Origin of the sequence: Cellulosimicrobium sp. NPDC057862 (genome assembly GCF_042797035.1) — a bacterium.
Classification (GTDB): domain Bacteria; phylum Actinomycetota; class Actinomycetes; order Actinomycetales; family Cellulomonadaceae; genus Cellulosimicrobium.
In genome coordinates, this window is record NZ_JBHVMH010000002.1 from 240,225 (window position 1) to 255,671 (window position 15,447).

The following is a 15,447-nucleotide window of genomic DNA, read 5'->3' on the forward strand; positions in this document are numbered from 1 at the left end:
GCACGTGACAGAGCCAGCGACCGAGCCGGTGACCGCGGCCGTGACCCGACCCGGCACGACCGCGCCCGCCCCCGAGGCGCACGGGATCCCGTCCGCCGCGGTGCTCGACCTGCTCGACGCGCTCGAGGGCGGCGGGCTCGACCCGCACGGTCTCGTCGTCGCGCGCGGCGGCGTCCCGGTGGTCGAGGCGTCGTGGGCGCCGCACGACGCGCCGCTGCCGGGCCTCGTCTACTCCGTCTCGAAGACGTTCACGGCGCTCGCCGTGGGACACCTCGTGGCCGAGGGGCGCCTCGCCGTCGACGACCTCGTCGGCGAGGTGCTCGGCCTGCCCGACCCGACCGGCCTCACCGTGCGGCACCTGCTGACGATGAACACCGGTCACACGTCCGGGCAGTTCGCCGAGATCGGGTTCGACCTCCCGCGCCTGCTCGCGACCCCGCCCGAGCACGCACCGGGCACGCACTTCGCGTACAGCTCGCCCGCGTCGCGCGCGCTGTCGTCGGTCGTCACCGCAGTGACCGGCGAGCGGCTGCTCGCCTACCTGCGCCCGCGCGTGCTCGACCCTCTGGGGGTCGCGCGCCCGTGGTGGGCAGAGATCGACGGCCTCGACCAGGGCTTCTCGGGGCTGCACGTCACGACCGCCGAGGTCGCGCGCCTCGCCGTCGCGATGGCCGACGGCGGCCGCTACGCGGGCGTCACGGTGATCCCGCCCGCGTGGCTGGCGGCGATGCGCGAGCCCTGGTCGGACACGGCCGAGCACGGAGGCGCCCCCGGGGTGGCCGGCGGCGAGCCACCGGACTGGTCGCGCGGCTACGGCTACCAGGTGTGGACGAGCCGGCACGGGTTCCGGGCCGACGGCGCGTACGGGCAGTTCGCGATCGCCGTCGCCGAGCGCGGGCTCGCGATCGGCTACCGCGGCGCGACGCGCAGCGCCCAGCCCACCCTCGACGCGATCTGGGCGTTCGTCGAGCGCACGGGCGACGCCAGCACCCCGCTGCCGGCGGACCCGGACTCCGCCGCCCGCCTCGCCGACCGGATCGCGACGCTCGACGCGTGGCCGGGGATCCTCGGCCGGGAGCTCGACCCGGAGCCGACGCCGCAGGACGTGATCAGCCCGGTGCCGTGGACGCTCCACGCCGTCCGGGCCGGGTCCCCGTACACCTGGCGCCTCGCCGTCGGCGGGCAGCCGGTCCCCGTCGCCGAGGACCGCTGGACGACGCGGGTCCTGCCCTGGCCCCACGCCGCGGAGGGCTCCGGCCCTGCCGCGGGGCCCGTCGTCGACCCCGTGCTCGTCGTCTCGACGCGCGGCCGGGCGCTGCCCGACGGCACCGTCGAGGTGCACGTGGTGCTCCCGACGTCGCCGCACCGCGTCGTCGCGACGGGCCGCACCGGGGAGCACCTGACCCTCGCCTGGCACACGACGCCGCTGTGGCACCCGAGCCTGTCGACGCTCGTCGTCCCGGCGGCCCACGCCGCGACGTTCTCCTGACGCGAGATCGACCCGCCCGTCACCAGATCGGCCCTCCGAGGGTCGATCTCGGACTCTCGGGTCGATCTCACGGAACGGTGCCGCCCCGCATTGCCGCCGCCTCGACGAGTTCCCGAAACTCGTCGCCACATCGTGTCGATCTCGCCACCCGGGCTTCGTCGTCCTGGTGAGCGGCCGCACGGGCCGCACTGACGAAGGAGGCACGATGCGATTTCTGGAGACGATCCTCGCGGCGAACCGGGAGCAGCCACCGGACCTCGCGCGCTACCGTGACGGGCGACGGAGCGTCGGCGACGGGATCGAGGCCGCGGACGTGGTGCTCTACGGGCCGACGGCGCTCCGCCGGCCCGCGACGACGAGGGCGGAGGACCTCTGATGCGCTACCTGATGCTCGTGCTCGGCACGCCCCACGACCCTGACCTGCGCCCCGAGGAAGCCGAGGCCGCTCCCCCGATCGAGGAGTGGGTCGGGCGCCACTACGGCAGTGGGGCCGCCGTGGTCGGCGACCGGCTGCGACCCGCGGAGGACGCCGTCGGTGTCCGGGTGCGCGGCGGCAAGGTCCTCGTCACCGACGGGCCGTTCTCCGAGACCAAGGAGACGATCGCCGGGTTCGACGTCCTCGAGGCGCCCGACCTGGACACCGCGATCGCCATCGCGTCCGAGCACCCCATGGCGTACGGCGGGGCGATCGAGCTGCACCCGGCCTGGCCGCTCGACCTCGACGGGTCGTGACTCGTCGGTCGTGACGGATCCGGGCCCCGCCGTCGAGGACGCGTTCCGCACCGAGTGGGGACGCGTCCTCGGCGCGGTCGCGCGCAGCACGGGCGACCTCGACCTTGCCGAGGAGTCCGCGCAGGAGGCGTTCGCGACCGCGCTGCGCACGTGGAGCCGCGACGGCGTCCCCGAGCGGCCCGGCGCCTGGCTCACGACGACGGCCCGCCGGCACGCGATCGACGTCCTGCGACGGCGCCGGGTCGAGGCGGAGCGGGTCGCCGCGTCGGGCCGTCTGGGCGAGCGCGTCGATCCGGGGCCGCGGACCGGCAGCGCCACCGCCGACCCCGTCGTCGAGCAGGTCGCCGTCTGCCTTGACGACGGCGGGTGGAACCTCGACGACCCCGACGGCGACCTCCTGCGCCTGCTGTTCACGTGCTGCCACCCGGCGCTGCCCGCCGAGGCCCGGGTCGCCCTCACCCTGCGGGCGCTGACCGGCATGACGACGGCCCAGGTGGCGCGGGCCTTCCTCGTCCCCGAGGCGACGATGGCGCAGCGCCTCGTCCGGGCCAAGCGCCGCATCCGCGCGACGGGGATCACGTTCCGCGTGCCGCCCGCCGAGCTCCGGGCAGAGCGCGTCGACGGCGTCCTCGCCGTCCTGTACGTGCTCTTCACGGAGGGCTACGACGCCTGGGCGGAGCCCGCCGCCATGGTCGAGGGATCGGCTGAACGGCGCGCGCTCGCCGACGTCGCCGTCCGGCTCGCGCGCCTGGCCGCGCGACTGCTCGACGACGAGCCCGAGGCCCGCGGGCTGCTCGCCCTCCTGCTGCTCCAGCACGCCCGCCGCGACCAGCGCGTCGGTCCGCACGGCTCGACGCGCACCCTCGCCGAGCAGGACCGCACGGGCTGGCGGCACGACGAGATCGCCGAGGGCGTGGCCGAGCTGGAGGCCGCGCTCGCCGTCGGCCGCCCCGGGCCCTACCAGGTGCAGGCCGCCGTCGCGGCGCTGCACGACGAGGCCCCCGACGCCGACACGACCGACTGGCCCCAGATCCTCGGCCTGTACGACGTGCTGCTCGACCTCACCGGCTCCCCGGTCGTCGCGCTCAACCGCGCCGTCGCCGTCGCCGAGGTGCACGGCGTGGACGCCGGGCTCACCGCGGTCGACGCCGTCGCCGCCGAGCCCGGGCTCGCGGGGTACCACCTGCTGCCCGCCGTCCGGGCGGAGCTGCTCCTGCGCGCCGGACGGCCCGCGGACGCCGCCGTCGACCTGCGCCTCGCCCTGACGCTCGTCGACCGCGAGGGCGACCGCCGCCTCCTGGAACGCCGCCTGGCGGACCTGTTGGCACCGTGACCCGTCCGGTCTCCGTCAGGTCGATGGTCGACGCAGAGTGACGTCTGCACGATCGGTGCGCGAAGATCCGCAGGTGCACACGCCCATGTCGCTCCGCGCTCGTACCGTCGACGACCTCCGGGCGGCCTGCTCTGCCGGAGAAGCACCTCGGTACGTGCACTTCTGGAGTCAGCGCCCCCGGCGTGACGGGCAGGTGGACCACTCCTGCCTGAGCCAGTGGTGGCCCGTGCGGTTCGATGTCGATGGCGAGTCGTTCGGTTCCGCGGAGCAGTACATGATGTGGCGCAAGGCCCGGCTCTTCGGCGATGACGTCTCAGCCCGGGCCATCCTGGAGGCGCGGTCTGCGGCCCACGCCAAGGCCCTGGGCCGCGGGGTTCGCGACTTCGACGATGACGTCTGGCTGGAGCATCGCTGGGAGATCGTCGTCGCCGGTTCGGTGGCGAAGTTCCGCGCCGCCGACGCCATCGGCGCCTATCTGCGCTCCACCCGCGAACGGGTGCTGGCGGAAGCTTCGCCGGTGGACACGATCTGGGGAATCGGGCTCACCGCGAACTCACCGGACGCTGCACTCCCTCACCGTTGGCCGGGAACGAACCTCTTGGGGTTCGCCCTCATGGAGGCACGAGGAGCCGTCTGACGGCAGCTGGTGCCAGGATCATCGCGTGGATCGATCGCTGACGTACCGGGAACGCGAGGTCCTCGACGCACTCTTGTCGATCGACTTCGAGGGTGTCGAGACGCTGCGCGACGAGGCGAGGTCAGCCCGTGTCGTCGGCCGCTGTGCCTGCGGGTGTCCTTCGATCGACTTCCGCCAGGGCGGCGGCATGGAGATCCTGGTGAACGGCGGAGTCGTCGGTTCTTTCGACGGGCTCTTCCTCTACTCGCTCGACGGCCACCTAGGAGGCATCGAATGGGTCTCCGGTGGGGGCGATCCGACCGAGCTTCCCGAGCCTGCCCGTCTTCACATCACGCGTGCCGAACCCGGTACGTGAGCCACAGGGGCGGACCTTGCCTCTGCCCGCGTGACGTACGCCCGAGACGCGAGATCGACCCGGGCGTCCGAGATCGACCCGCGGGGGGTCGACGTCGCGACGCTCGGGCCGATCTCGCGGGTCAGGGGCGGTCCTCCCGCAGCACGACGACGTCGGTCGGGACGAGGCGAAGACGCTCGCCGCGCTCGATCCGGCGGCCCGTGAGAAGGTCGGTGCCCGACGCGTGGGCCGTGACCTCGACCGTCTCCTGGGCGTGGTTGAGGACGAACGCGGTGCGCTCGCCGTCGCGCTCGCGCACGGCGAGCTCGAGGTCGGGGACGTCGGCGTACGGCCCGACGAGGCCGTGGCGGTCGAGCACGCGCCGTACGACCCCCGCGACGCCCGCGTCGTCGAGCGCCGTCGCGACGTACCAGGCCTCGCCGGGGACGCCGTCGGTCCCCCCGACGCGGTGCCGCGTCACGGCCGGGGTCCCCGCGTAGAACTCGGCGCCGTACGTCCCGACGACCTCGGCCCCCTGCGGCACCAGGACCTCGAACACGAGCTCGCCGCCCACGACGAGCGGGGCCTCGGCGCTCCCCGGCGTCCCGGCGGTGCCCGCGACGTCGTCGAGATCGGGGTCGTGCAGCGCGACGGGGTTCACGACCCCCGGCTCGGCGGAGTCCGTCTCCTCGACGCGGATCCCGAACAGCGGGCCGAGCGGGCCGGGCGCGTCCATCAGGAACGCGTTGTCGTCCTCGTCCACGCGGCCCGCCCAGAACGACGACAGCACGGTGCCGCCCCGCGCCGCCACGGCCTCCAGCCGCGCGGCGACGTCGCCCTTCAGCAGGTGCAGCATCGGGGCGACGACGACGTCGTACCGCGAGAGGTCCGCAGACACAGGCACGACGTCCACGTCGGCGTTCGCCTGCCACAGCGCGCGGTAGTACGCGAGCACCGTGTCGACATAGCGCGCGTGGCGGTTGAAGCCGTCCGTCATCTCGGCGGCCCACCACGAGTCCCAGTCGAACAGCAGCGCGACGCGCGCCGGGGTCCGGGCGCCGAGGACGGCGTCGCCCAGCCCGCGCAGCTCGCCGCCGAGCGCCGCGATCTCGCGGAAGCTGCGCGTGTCGCGACGGCCCGCGTGGTCGAGCACCGCGCCGTGGTACTTCTCGCACGCGCCCTTCGACTGCCGCATCTGGAAGTACAGGACGGCGTCGGCCCCGTGCGCGACGGCCTGCCACGACCACAGGCGCAGCACACCCGGACGCTTCACGGGGTTGACGTCGCGCGAGGCGGTGATGGTCGGCGTCTGCTCCATGACCCAGAACGGCGCGCCGTCCTTGAGCCCCCGCATGAGGTCGTGCGCGAGCGCCATGCGCGCGTGCTCGCGCTGCCCGGGCGGGTAGTTGTCCCACGACGCGAAGTCGAGGTCGTCGGCCCAGCGGTGGTAGTCGAGCGGGCGGAACATGCCCATGAAGTTCGTCGTGACGGGCGTCGTCTCGTCGTGCTCGCGGATGCGCGCCTTCTCGTCGCGGAAGTTCTGGCGCATCGCGTCGGTCATGAAGCGGCGGTAGTCGAGCGTGATGCCCTGGAACGCGGTGTGGTCGGGCCCGCGCCAGTGCTCGGTGAGCTTGTTCGGCGGCACGACCTGGTCCCAGTCGGAGAACAGGTGCGACCAGAACGTCGCGTTCCACGCCTCGTTGAGGCGCTCGATCGTGCCGTACCGCTCGCGCAGCCACCCCCGGAAGGCGACGGCGCAGCGCTCGCACCAGCAGCCGCCGTCGTACCCGCCGTACTCGTTGCCCACGTGCCACGCGACGAGCCCGGGCGTGCCGGCGTACCGCTCGGCGATGCGACCCGCGAGCTCGGCGGACAGGCGGCGGTAGACGGGCGAGCTGGGGCACGCGTTGTGCCGCTGCCCGTACGCGTGCGCGCGGCCCTCGAAGTCGGTCCGGTTGACCTCGGGGTACGCGTGCGCGAGCCACGGCGGCAGCGCCCCGGTCGACGTCGCGAGCACGATCCGGCGCCCGCCCTCGACCGCGCGCGCCACGATCTCGTCGAGGCGCGTGAAGTCGTAGGTGTCCTCGGCGGGCTGGAGGTACGACCACCCGAAGACCGCGAGGGTGACCGTGTCGATCGACGCCTCGTCGAACGCGGCGTAGTCGTCCTCCCACACGGCGCGCGGCCACTGCTCGGGGTTGTAGTCGCCCCCGTAGAGGATCTTCTCGGTCGCGGGCAGACGAGCGGGGGTCATGACGGGGACGGCTCCTCGGGTGGGGGTCAGGTCGGGGATCAGGCGGTGAAGCGGGCGCGGACGTCGTCGAGCATCCGCCGGTCGTTGCGGTACCAGCACCACACCCACACCCCGCCGACGAGCGCGAGGACGCCGTCCGTGGCGAACCACGCGACGCCGGCCGCGGCGACGAGCAGCGAGACGACGCCGAGGCTCACGAGCGGCGTCCGGCCGAGGTAGTGGGCGGCGAGGCGCGCGACGTCGCGCGTGCGGAACGAGAAGAAGGTCGCGATCGCGACCGCGTGCAGCCCCCACACGAGCGCGAGCGCCGCGATCACGACGAGCACCGCCGCGTACGTCGGGCCGACGCCGGCGGCCGACGCGTTCGCGAGCACGAACCCGACGACCGCGAGCACCCCGAGCGCGGGGGCCCACACGCGCAGCGCGTCGAGCGCCCCGCGGCGGTAGCCGCGCACGAACGTGCGGGCAGGCGCGACCTCGTCGTCGGACTCGCGCGCCCGGACGGCGTACAGGGCCGCCGAGAGCGCGGGCCCGAGCGGGAGGGCCGCGAGCGCCGCGAGCGGCACGTTGGACGCCGCGCGGTCGAGCAGCAGGAGCAGGACGAGCGTCGGCAGCGCCGCGAGCGCGAGCAGGGCCGTGACGACGACGTACCAGTAGACGAGCGCGGTCGCGCGCCCGAGCGTCCCCTGGCCGAGCGCGCCCGGCAGCGGCGACCCCGTGCTCCTCGCCGTGCCCGACGGCGGCGCGGGCCGACTCACGTCGCTCACCGTGCGCTCTCCCCGCCGAGGACCCGGCCGCCGACCCGGCCGAGGATCCGGTCGTCGTCGAGCCAGGCGGGCGTCTCGTCGCGGACGGGGTCGATCTCGACGAGCGTGACCTCGTGCCGCGCGAGCGTGAGCGCGAGCTCGACGCGGCCGTCCGCGACGGGGAGCGAGGTGGTCGAGCGGGCGGGCTCGGCGGCCTCGTGAAGCAGGTCGAGCTGGCGCGCGGTCGGCGACGCGGGACGACCGAGGTGCTGCCACGCGGTGAACGCGTTGCCGTCGGTCTCGTTGACGACGCTGCGGTGCACCGACGCACGCTGCGGCGCGTCCCCGCGACCCGCCGCCCCGACCGGGACGGAGAGCCGCAGCGCGTGCCGCTCGGGCTCGGTCGGGTCGTCGGTCCCGCCGACGGGCTGCCACGCGAGCACGGTGACCCGGCCCGTCGCGTCACGCGTCACGAGGTGGTCGGCGCCGCGCGCGAGCACGTCGGGACCCATGCGCGCCATGAACGTGTACAGGTGGTAGGTGGGCTTGCGCACCTGGCGGTGGGCGAGCATGCCGAACCCGCCGTGGAAGATCGCGGTGGGGATGTTCTCCTCCTCGAAGACGTCGCAGAACGTCCAGTAGGAGAACGAGTCCACCACGTCCCCGCCGGCAGCGAGCACGGGCGCGAGCGACGCGGCGTTGTACGCGGTGTCGTGCACCGGGTTGTCGGGGCGGTAGCTCGTGTTGAACTCGGTGACGTGCGCGGGCAGACCGTCCAGCCGGGTCCCGGCGAGGAGCTCACGGGGGCGCGCGAACTGGTCGAGCAGGTCGGTCGGGTGGCGCAGGGTCTGGTACACGCCGAACGGGACGTGCTGCGCGGGGCCGGTCGTGTACGCGTGGAAGGACACGAAGTCGCACGGCAGGTCGCGCGCGGCGACGGCGTCGGCGAACGGGGCCCACCAGTCGTCGGCCCCGGGCGAGATGGCCGGGCCGCCCACCTGGAGGTCGGCGTCGACGTCCTTCACGGCGTGCGCGGTCGCCTCGTACAGGCGGAGGTACGCCTCCTGGTCGGCGCCCTCCCAGAAGTTCACGAGGTTGGGCTCGTTCCACACCTCGACGGGCCACGTCCGGACCTCGTCGATCCCGTAGCGGTCGACCAGGTGGCGCAGCACCGCGGTCACGAGCGCCGCCCACTCGCGATGGTCGCGCGGCGGCGTGACGTTGCCCTTCCACCAGAACACCGTCTGGTCGCCGGACGCGAGGCCGGACGGCATGAAGCCGAGCTCGAGGAACGGCTTGACCCCGAGCGCGAGGTACGCGTCGACCACCTGGTCGACGTAGGTGAACGCGTACCGGGTGCCCTGGTGCCCCGCGACGTCGTACGGGCGGTGGACCCCGACGTCGTCGGACAGCAGGCCGTGGCCTCGGATGTACCGGAACCCGATCTCGGCCTGCGCGAGGGCGAGCGACTCCTGGTAGTCCTGGCGCAGCGCGAGGTTGAAGCGGCCCGTGCCCACGCACGTGCGCCACGCGTCGGACAGGACGGCGACGGGCTCGGACGGGACGACGGTGGGTGTCACGAGTCATGCTCCAGCGGGGAGGGGTGGTGCGGTGGGTGCTGCGGGCGGCGACCGCCGTCGCCCGGTGGGGCGACCGGGCGACGGCGGGGCCGGGGTGGCGGGCGCCGGGGCACCCGCCGGAGGGCATCAGCCCGCGGAGCGGGCGAGCGCCCCGTTGTAGGTGTCGATGAGCTGCGTGCCACCGAGACCGTCGATCTCGGACACGTAGGCGTCCCACTCGCTCAGCGGGCGCTGCCCGGTCACGAACGCCGCGGTGGCGGCCATCACGGCGTCCTTGACCTGCGTGTCCAGGAGCGACGCCTGCTCGAGCTCGATCTCGTCGAGGCTCGCGGCCGGCTTGACCGGGAGCATCTCCTTGCGCTCGAGGACGGCGTCCGTCCACGCCTTCGTCTCGTCGGTCATGACGGACTGGAGCAGCTCCTTCGAGGAACCGTTGGCGAGCAGGAAGACGCCGTTGCTGTAGCCGAAGTCGGCGTTGAGCTTCTTCGGCGCATCGGGGTTGAGCGCGTTCCAGCCGATGTCGGTCGGGAGCGTGCGGGTGCCGCCCTCGTTGGTGTAGGTCTCGCCCTCGACGCCCCACTGGGCGAACTCGATGCCCTCGTCGGAGTAGTACAGCCAGTCGACGAACTGGAGCAGGGCCTTGAAGTACGGCTTCTCGGCCGCCTCGCTCGAGATCATGAGACCGGAGGACAGGCGGCTGCCCGCGAGCTTCCCGCCGAACGGGCCGTCGGGCAGCACGATCATGCGCAGCGTGACGTCCTTGCCCGCTTCGGCCAGCTTGCTGCGGTAGTTCGTGATCTCCTGCGTGTTGCCGGAGATCGCGGCGGCCTCGCCGTTGACGAACTTCTGGATCGCCTGGTCGTCGTTCTGCGTGATCTCGGGGTCGAGCAGGCCGTCGGAGGTCAGGCCCGCGGCGTAGGTGAGCATGTCCTTGTACGCGTCGGTCGTGCCGGTGAGCTGGAACTCGCCGGACTCCTCGTCGAACCACGTGTTGGAGTAGCCCCAGCCGCCCTCGGTGCCGAAGTTCGGGGCGATGTACTGGAGCATCGCGCCGAGCGGCTGCGTGTCGGTCCAGCGGTCGGTCATCGCGTACGACAGCTCGGGGTTCGCCGCCTTGACGGTCGCGAGCTGCTCCGCGAACTCGTCCCAGGTCTCCGGCTCCTCGATGATGCCGGCCTTCTGGAACAGGTCGTCGTTGACGACGACCGAGTACTGCACGTCCGGGATCTCCCGCAGGCCCGGGAGGATGTAGTACTTGCCGTCCGCCTGGCGCTTGGAGTCGAGCTCCTCGCCGAGGCCCCACTGCTCCACCTTGTCGGCGAAGTTCGGCATGTAGTCCAGGTAGTCCGAGACGGGCAGGATCGCCCCGCCCGAGACGAACTGGACCTCCTGGCCGGGGTAGGTCACCGGGATGAGGTCGGAGGCGTCGCCGGCTCCGATGAGCAGCGCCTTCTTGTTGTCCCAGTCGGCCAGCGGGACGTCGGTCCGCGTGAAGGTGACGTTCTGGTTCGCCTCGAGGTTCTGGAAGATCGACCAGTCCTCCTTCACCGGGTAGTTCGGGTGGTCGCGGTACATCAGCGAGAAGTCGACCGGCTCCGTGGCCTGGAAGGTCGTGCCGACCTCGAAGTCCTCCATCGCGCCGACGGAGTGCTCGGCGTCGATCGTGACCGCGCCACCGCCCTCCTCGGGCTCGGGCGTGTCGCCGCCCCCGCCGCTGCACGCGGTCAGGACCAGGGCCAGGGTGGTCGCGGTCGCCACGGTGGCGACCGGGATCCGGATCGTTCTCATCTCTCTCCTCGGGTTCGAGCTTCGTCGCTCTGACGTCGCTGAGGTGCGGGTGGTGCTGTGTGGTGTGCGGGTGGTGCGGTGCACTGGTGGCGCGCGGCGGCTCAGCCCTTGACGGAGCCGAGCATCACGCCGGAGACGAAGTACTTCTGCACGAACGGGTACAGGCAGACGATGGGCAGCACGGTGAGCAGCATCGTCACGGACTGGATGTTCGAGCCGATCTGGACCGCCTCCTGCGAGCCCGGGCCGGTCGCGGCGGCGATGAGGTTGCGCAGGTAGACGGTGACGGGGAAGAGCTCCTTCTTGTCGAGGTACAGGAACGCGCCGAACCACGAGTTCCAGATGCCCACCGCGTAGAAGAGCGTCATGGTCGCGATGACCGCCTTGGACAGCGGCAGCACGATGCGGCCGAAGATCCCGTACGTCGACAGGCCGTCGATCGCGGCCGCCTCCTCGAGCTCGGTCGGGAAGTTCTCGAAGAACGACTTCATGACGAGCAGGTTGAAGACGGAGATGGCGCCCGGGAGCACGACGGCCCACATGGTGTTGCGCATGCCGAGCACGTCCGCGACGAGGATGTAGTTGGGGATGAGGCCGCCGCCGAAGAACATGGTGAAGACCGCGATGCCGATGAACGCGTTGCGCCCCTTGAGGTGGCGGCGGCTGATCGCGTAGGCGTACGTCGTGGTGAGCGCCATGGCGATGAGCGTGCCGACGACCGTGTAGACGACCGTGTTCTTGTAGTTCGTCCAGAACATGGCGTCGGAGAGCACGTACTGGAGCGTCTGGACGTTGAACCCGCGCGGCACGAGGTTGACGTTGCCCGCCGCGATCTGGCCCTCCGACGAGAACGCCTTCGCGACGAGGTTGACGAACGGGTAGAGCGTCACGACGCACACGACCGCGAGGACGAGGCCGTTGACCACGCGGAACGCGCGGTAGCCGCCCGTGTCCTTGATCGTGCCGCCCTCGCGGCGGACGGCGGTGAGGTCCGGCGTCGCGGACAGGGGGTCGGTCACCACAGCGAGGCTCCAGTCAGGCGGCGCGAGACGGCGTTCGCGGAGAGGACGAGCACGAGCCCGATGAGGGCCTCGAACAGCCCGATCGCGGTCCCGTAGGAGAACTGCGCGGACTGGATGCCGACGCGGTACAGGTACGTCGAGATGACGTCGCCCGTGGAGTAGACCAGGGGGTTCTGGAGCAGCAGGACCTTCTCGAACCCGACCGCCATGAAGGAGCCGATGTTGAGGATGAGGAGCACCATCATCGTGGGGCGGATGCCCGGCAGGGTGATGTGCCACGTCTGCTGCCACCGGTTCGCGCCGTCGATGCGCGACGCCTCGTAGAGCTGGTCGTCGATCGTCGTCAGGGCTGCGAGGTAGAGGATCGTGCCCCACCCCACCGTCTGCCAGACCTCGGACGACACATAGATGGTGCGGAACCACTCCGGCTGCTGCATGAACGCGACCGGGTCTCCCCCGAACGCCTCGACGATCTGGTTGACCGTGCCGTTGACCGACGTGAGCTGCAGCACGAGGCCCGCCACGATGACGATCGACATGAAGTGCGGGAGGTAGGAGACCGTCTGCACGATCTTCTTGAACCGGCGCGAGCGCAGCTCGTTGAGCAGGAGCGCGAAGACGATCGGCAGCGGGAAGCAGATCAGCAGCGTGAGGAGCCCGAGGATGACGGTGTTCCAGAACACCTGCCAGAACTGTGCGTTCTGGATGAACATCTCGAAGTAGCGGAGGCCGACCCACTCGTCGCCGAACACGCTGCCGCCCGGACGGAAGCGGCGGAACGCGATGACGTTCCCCAGCATCGGGAGGTAGCGGAAGACCAGCAGGAACAGCACGGGTACCACGAGGAACGTGTACAGCCGCCAGTCCTTGCGCAGCGCGACGCGCCACGGGACGCTGCCGGCCCTGCGGCGCCGGGCGGCCCGGCGCGCGCGGCCGCCGCCGTCGCCCGCGGGCTCGCCGGGCCGCGCGTGCTCGGCCGCTGCGACGGCGCTCGCGACGGTGGTGGCCTCGCCGACGTCGACGGGGCCCTGGTCCAGGGTCATCCCACGCTCACCTCCTCGTGATCGTTCTCGCGGTGCGTGCCCGGCTCGGCCGGGACGCTCTCGGGTCCGGAGACCCGCACGTCGGTGACGAGGCGGCGCGTGTGGTCGACCTCGCGCTCGGGCCCTACGAGGCGCAACGGGAGCGTCGCGACGAAGTCGGCGCTGGACCGCGAGACGCGCAGCTCGACGTCGCCCGGCTCCACGACCCGGCGCCCGTGCGCCCCGGTGAAGGACGTGACGTCGGCCGGCACGACGAACGACACGGTCGCCGCCTGGCCGGGGTCGAGCGCGACGCGCGCGTACCCGACGAGGCGCACGACGGGCCGCGTCACCTGGGCGACGGCGTCGTGCAGGTAGAGCTGCACGACGTCGGCGCCCGGGACGCTCCCGGTGTTGCGCACGGTGACCTCGACCCGGGCGTCGCCGTCGGACGGCCAGGGGGCCGGACCGCCCGCCGCGGCACCGACGACCTGCGCGTCCTCCCACGCGAACGTCGCGTAGGACAGGCCGTGGCCGAACGGGAAGGCGGGCGTCGGGTCGACGCTCGAGACGCCGGAGCGCAGGCCGAGCGGCGCGGACAGGTAGGTCGCGGGCTGGCCACCGGGGTCACGCGGGACGCTCACGGGCAGGCGGCCCGACGGCGACACCTCGCCCGCGAGCACCTCGGCCACCGCCCGACCGCCGAGCTGCCCGGGGAAGAACGCCTGCACGACCGCCGCGGGCGGCGTCGGCTCGTCGAGGAGCGCGCCCAGCGCGTAGGGCCGGCCGGTCAGGAGCAGCAGGACGACGGGCGTACCGGTGGCGAGCACCGCACGCACGAGGTCCTCCTGGACTCCGGGCAGCCGCAGGTCGGCGGCGTCGCAGCCCTCGCCGGAGGTCCCGCGCCCGAACAGCCCGGCCCGGTCGCCCACAGCCACGACGCACACGTCCGCGCCCCGCGCCGCGGCGACGGCCGCGGCGAACCTGCTCGTGTCCGACCCGGTCACGTCGCAGCCGCGCGCGTGCTCGACGTCGAAGCGCGACCCGAGCTCGGCGAGGACCGTCGGGATGTCGATCCCGGTCTCGACCTCGGGGTGCTGGGCGCCGACGTGCGCGGGGAAGGAGTAGCAGCCGAGCATCGCCATCGGGTCGTCCGCGAGGGGGCCGACGACGGCGACGCGCGCCCTTGACGCGAGCGGCAGCGCGCCGCCGTCGTCCGCGAGCAGCACGACCGCCTCGCGCGCGAGACGCAGCGCGAGGTCGCGCCCCGCCGCGTCGTCGAGATCGAGGCCCGCGCCGCCGTCGGGCACGGGCTCCCAGCCGGGGTCGAGGAGCCCGAGCTCGACCTTCTGCCGGAGCACGCGGTGCAGCGCCTCGTCGACGAGGGACTCCTCGACGTCGCCGCGGCGCACGGCCTCGGCGAGCGCCGGGCCGAACGCGTCGACGGTGGGAAGCTCGACGTCGACGCCGGCGCGCAGCGCGAGGCGTGCGGCGTCGGTCCCGTCGGCGGCGACCTTGTGCAGCGTCTCGAGGAAGCGGACCCCGAAGTAGTCGGCGACGACCGTGCCGTCGAAGCCCCACGTCTCGCGGAGCAGGCCCGTGAGGAGGCCCCGGTCGGCGGCCGACGGCATCCCGTCGACGTCCGTGTAGGCGTGCATGACGGAGCGGGGCCGGCCGTGGCGCACGGCGGTCTCGAACGGCGGCAGGATGACGTCGGCGTACTCGCGCGGCCCCATCGCGACGGGGGCGAGGTTGCGGCCCGCCCGGGACGCCGAGTAGCCGGCGAAGTGCTTGAGCGTCGCGACGACGCCGGACGACTCGAGCCCGCGCACGTAGGCGGCGCCGACCGTCCCGACGAGGTACGGGTCCTCGCCGATGGTCTCCTCGGTGCGGCCCCAGCGGTGGTCGCGCGTCACGTCGAGCACGGGCGCGAGCCCCTGGTGCACGCCCGCGGCCCGCATGCTCGCGCCGATGCGCGCGGCCATCGCCTCGACGAGCTCGGGGTCGAAGCTCGCACCCCACGACAGCGGGACCGGGTAGGCGGTCGCGCGCCAGGCGGCGAACCCGGCGAGGCACTCCTCGTGCACCTGGGCGGGGATGCCGAACCGGCTGGCGGCGACGAGGTCACGCTGCGACCGCTCCAGGGAGCGCGCCCCGGCCTCGGGGCTGACGGGCACGGTGCCGTAGGGGCGCGTGAGCTGACCGAGCCCGTGCTCGATGACGGACTCCCACGTGGGGACGCGGCCCGTCATGTCGGCCTGGTGCGGCGCGACGCCCCCGCCGGAGGCGTCCGCGCCGACCCACACGCCGACGAGCTGGGCGAGCTTCTCCTCGAGCGTCATCGCGGCGGCGAGCGCCCGGGCGCGCTCGGCGGCGCTCCGCCGCACGTCGCGCCACGGCTCCGTGGTCGTGGCCTCCTGCCGCTCGGCGGCGGCCGGGGTCGTCTGCGTCGTCAATCGTGGTCCTCGGGGTCGGTCACGTCGTCGTGCCTCGCCCGGTGACCCGGGCGT

General features: G+C 73.2%; 13 protein-coding genes. 6 read left to right on the forward strand and 7 right to left on the reverse strand.

What is annotated here, in order from left to right; genetic code table 11:
• The first annotated feature begins 4 nt into the window (after nt 1-4).
• The 6 genes from ACFVN3_RS03735 (at nt 5) to ACFVN3_RS03760 (ending at nt 4,546) form a co-directional block, all read left to right on the forward strand.
• Nucleotides 5-1,489 (forward strand): serine hydrolase domain-containing protein, encoded by a 1,485-nt coding sequence (locus ACFVN3_RS03735; RefSeq protein WP_378230715.1) that lies wholly within the window; start codon nt 5-7, stop codon nt 1,487-1,489.
• Between the two features lie 205 nt (nt 1,490-1,694).
• Nucleotides 1,695-1,865 carry a hypothetical protein gene (locus ACFVN3_RS03740; RefSeq protein ID WP_378230717.1) on the forward strand — a complete coding sequence of 57 codons (171 nt, stop codon included), beginning with the start codon at nt 1,695-1,697 and terminating at the stop codon, nt 1,863-1,865.
• On the forward strand, nt 1,865-2,221 hold the full coding sequence (locus ACFVN3_RS03745; protein ID WP_378218861.1) for a YciI family protein: 357 nt from the start codon (nt 1,865-1,867) through the stop codon (nt 2,219-2,221). Before ACFVN3_RS03740 ends, ACFVN3_RS03745 begins: the two co-directional genes overlap by 1 nt.
• A gap of 10 nt (nt 2,222-2,231) precedes the next feature.
• The gene (locus tag ACFVN3_RS03750; protein WP_378230720.1) at nt 2,232-3,554 is read left to right on the forward strand and encodes an RNA polymerase sigma factor; all 1,323 of its coding nucleotides are present in this window, start codon (nt 2,232-2,234) and stop codon (nt 3,552-3,554) included.
• A gap of 154 nt (nt 3,555-3,708) precedes the next feature.
• Nucleotides 3,709-4,191, forward strand: coding sequence for an NADAR family protein (locus ACFVN3_RS03755; RefSeq protein WP_378230723.1), 483 nt, complete (start codon nt 3,709-3,711; stop codon nt 4,189-4,191).
• A 25-nt stretch (nt 4,192-4,216) separates the two neighbouring features.
• Complete coding sequence (locus ACFVN3_RS03760; RefSeq protein WP_378230725.1) at nt 4,217-4,546, forward strand: hypothetical protein; 330 nt, start codon at nt 4,217-4,219, stop codon at nt 4,544-4,546.
• A gap of 121 nt (nt 4,547-4,667) precedes the next feature.
• On the opposite strand, the gene ACFVN3_RS03765 is transcribed toward ACFVN3_RS03760, so the two are convergent.
• The 7 genes from ACFVN3_RS03765 to ACFVN3_RS03795 all read right to left on the reverse strand — a co-directional run bounded on the left by ACFVN3_RS03765 (nt 4,668) and on the right by ACFVN3_RS03795 (nt 15,393).
• Nucleotides 4,668-6,779, reverse strand: coding sequence for a beta-galactosidase (locus tag ACFVN3_RS03765; RefSeq protein WP_378230727.1), 2,112 nt, complete (start codon nt 6,777-6,779; stop codon nt 4,668-4,670).
• A gap of 38 nt (nt 6,780-6,817) precedes the next feature.
• The gene (locus ACFVN3_RS03770) at nt 6,818-7,546 is read right to left on the reverse strand and encodes a glycosyltransferase (protein WP_378230729.1); all 729 of its coding nucleotides are present in this window, start codon (nt 7,544-7,546) and stop codon (nt 6,818-6,820) included.
• Nucleotides 7,543-9,105, reverse strand: a complete 1,563-nt coding sequence (locus tag ACFVN3_RS03775; RefSeq protein WP_378230732.1) for a xylan 1,4-beta-xylosidase — start codon at nt 9,103-9,105, stop codon at nt 7,543-7,545. Before ACFVN3_RS03775 ends, ACFVN3_RS03770 begins: the two co-directional genes overlap by 4 nt.
• A gap of 126 nt (nt 9,106-9,231) precedes the next feature.
• Entirely contained in the window at nt 9,232-10,893 is a 1,662-nt protein-coding gene (locus ACFVN3_RS03780; RefSeq protein ID WP_378230734.1) for an extracellular solute-binding protein, read from the reverse strand.
• A gap of 101 nt (nt 10,894-10,994) precedes the next feature.
• A complete protein-coding gene (locus ACFVN3_RS03785) occupies nt 10,995-11,915 on the reverse strand; it encodes a carbohydrate ABC transporter permease (protein ID WP_082140940.1) in 921 nt (306 codons plus the stop codon).
• Nucleotides 11,909-12,958, reverse strand: coding sequence for an ABC transporter permease (locus ACFVN3_RS03790; protein ID WP_378230737.1), 1,050 nt, complete (start codon nt 12,956-12,958; stop codon nt 11,909-11,911). Before ACFVN3_RS03790 ends, ACFVN3_RS03785 begins: the two co-directional genes overlap by 7 nt.
• Nucleotides 12,955-15,393: a glycoside hydrolase family 3 N-terminal domain-containing protein gene (locus ACFVN3_RS03795; RefSeq protein ID WP_378230739.1), complete on the reverse strand. Its 2,439-nt coding sequence runs from the start codon at nt 15,391-15,393 to the stop codon at nt 12,955-12,957. Before ACFVN3_RS03795 ends, ACFVN3_RS03790 begins: the two co-directional genes overlap by 4 nt.
• Nucleotides 15,394-15,447: the final 54 nt, after the last annotated feature.

Bases quoted from the DNA above. Each gene is read 5' to 3' on its own strand.
- ACFVN3_RS03780 (WP_378230734.1), bottom strand. From the start codon at position 10,893: ATGAGAACGATCCGGATCCCGGTCGCCACCGTGGCGACCGCGACCACC.
- ACFVN3_RS03745 (WP_378218861.1), top strand. From the start codon at position 1,865: ATGCGCTACCTGATGCTCGTGCTCGGCACGCCCCACGACCCTGACCTG.
- ACFVN3_RS03790 (WP_378230737.1), bottom strand. From the start codon at position 12,958: ATGACCCTGGACCAGGGCCCCGTCGACGTCGGCGAGGCCACCACCGTC.
- ACFVN3_RS03740 (WP_378230717.1), top strand. From the start codon at position 1,695: ATGCGATTTCTGGAGACGATCCTCGCGGCGAACCGGGAGCAGCCACCG.
- ACFVN3_RS03765 (WP_378230727.1), bottom strand. From the start codon at position 6,779: ATGACCCCCGCTCGTCTGCCCGCGACCGAGAAGATCCTCTACGGGGGC.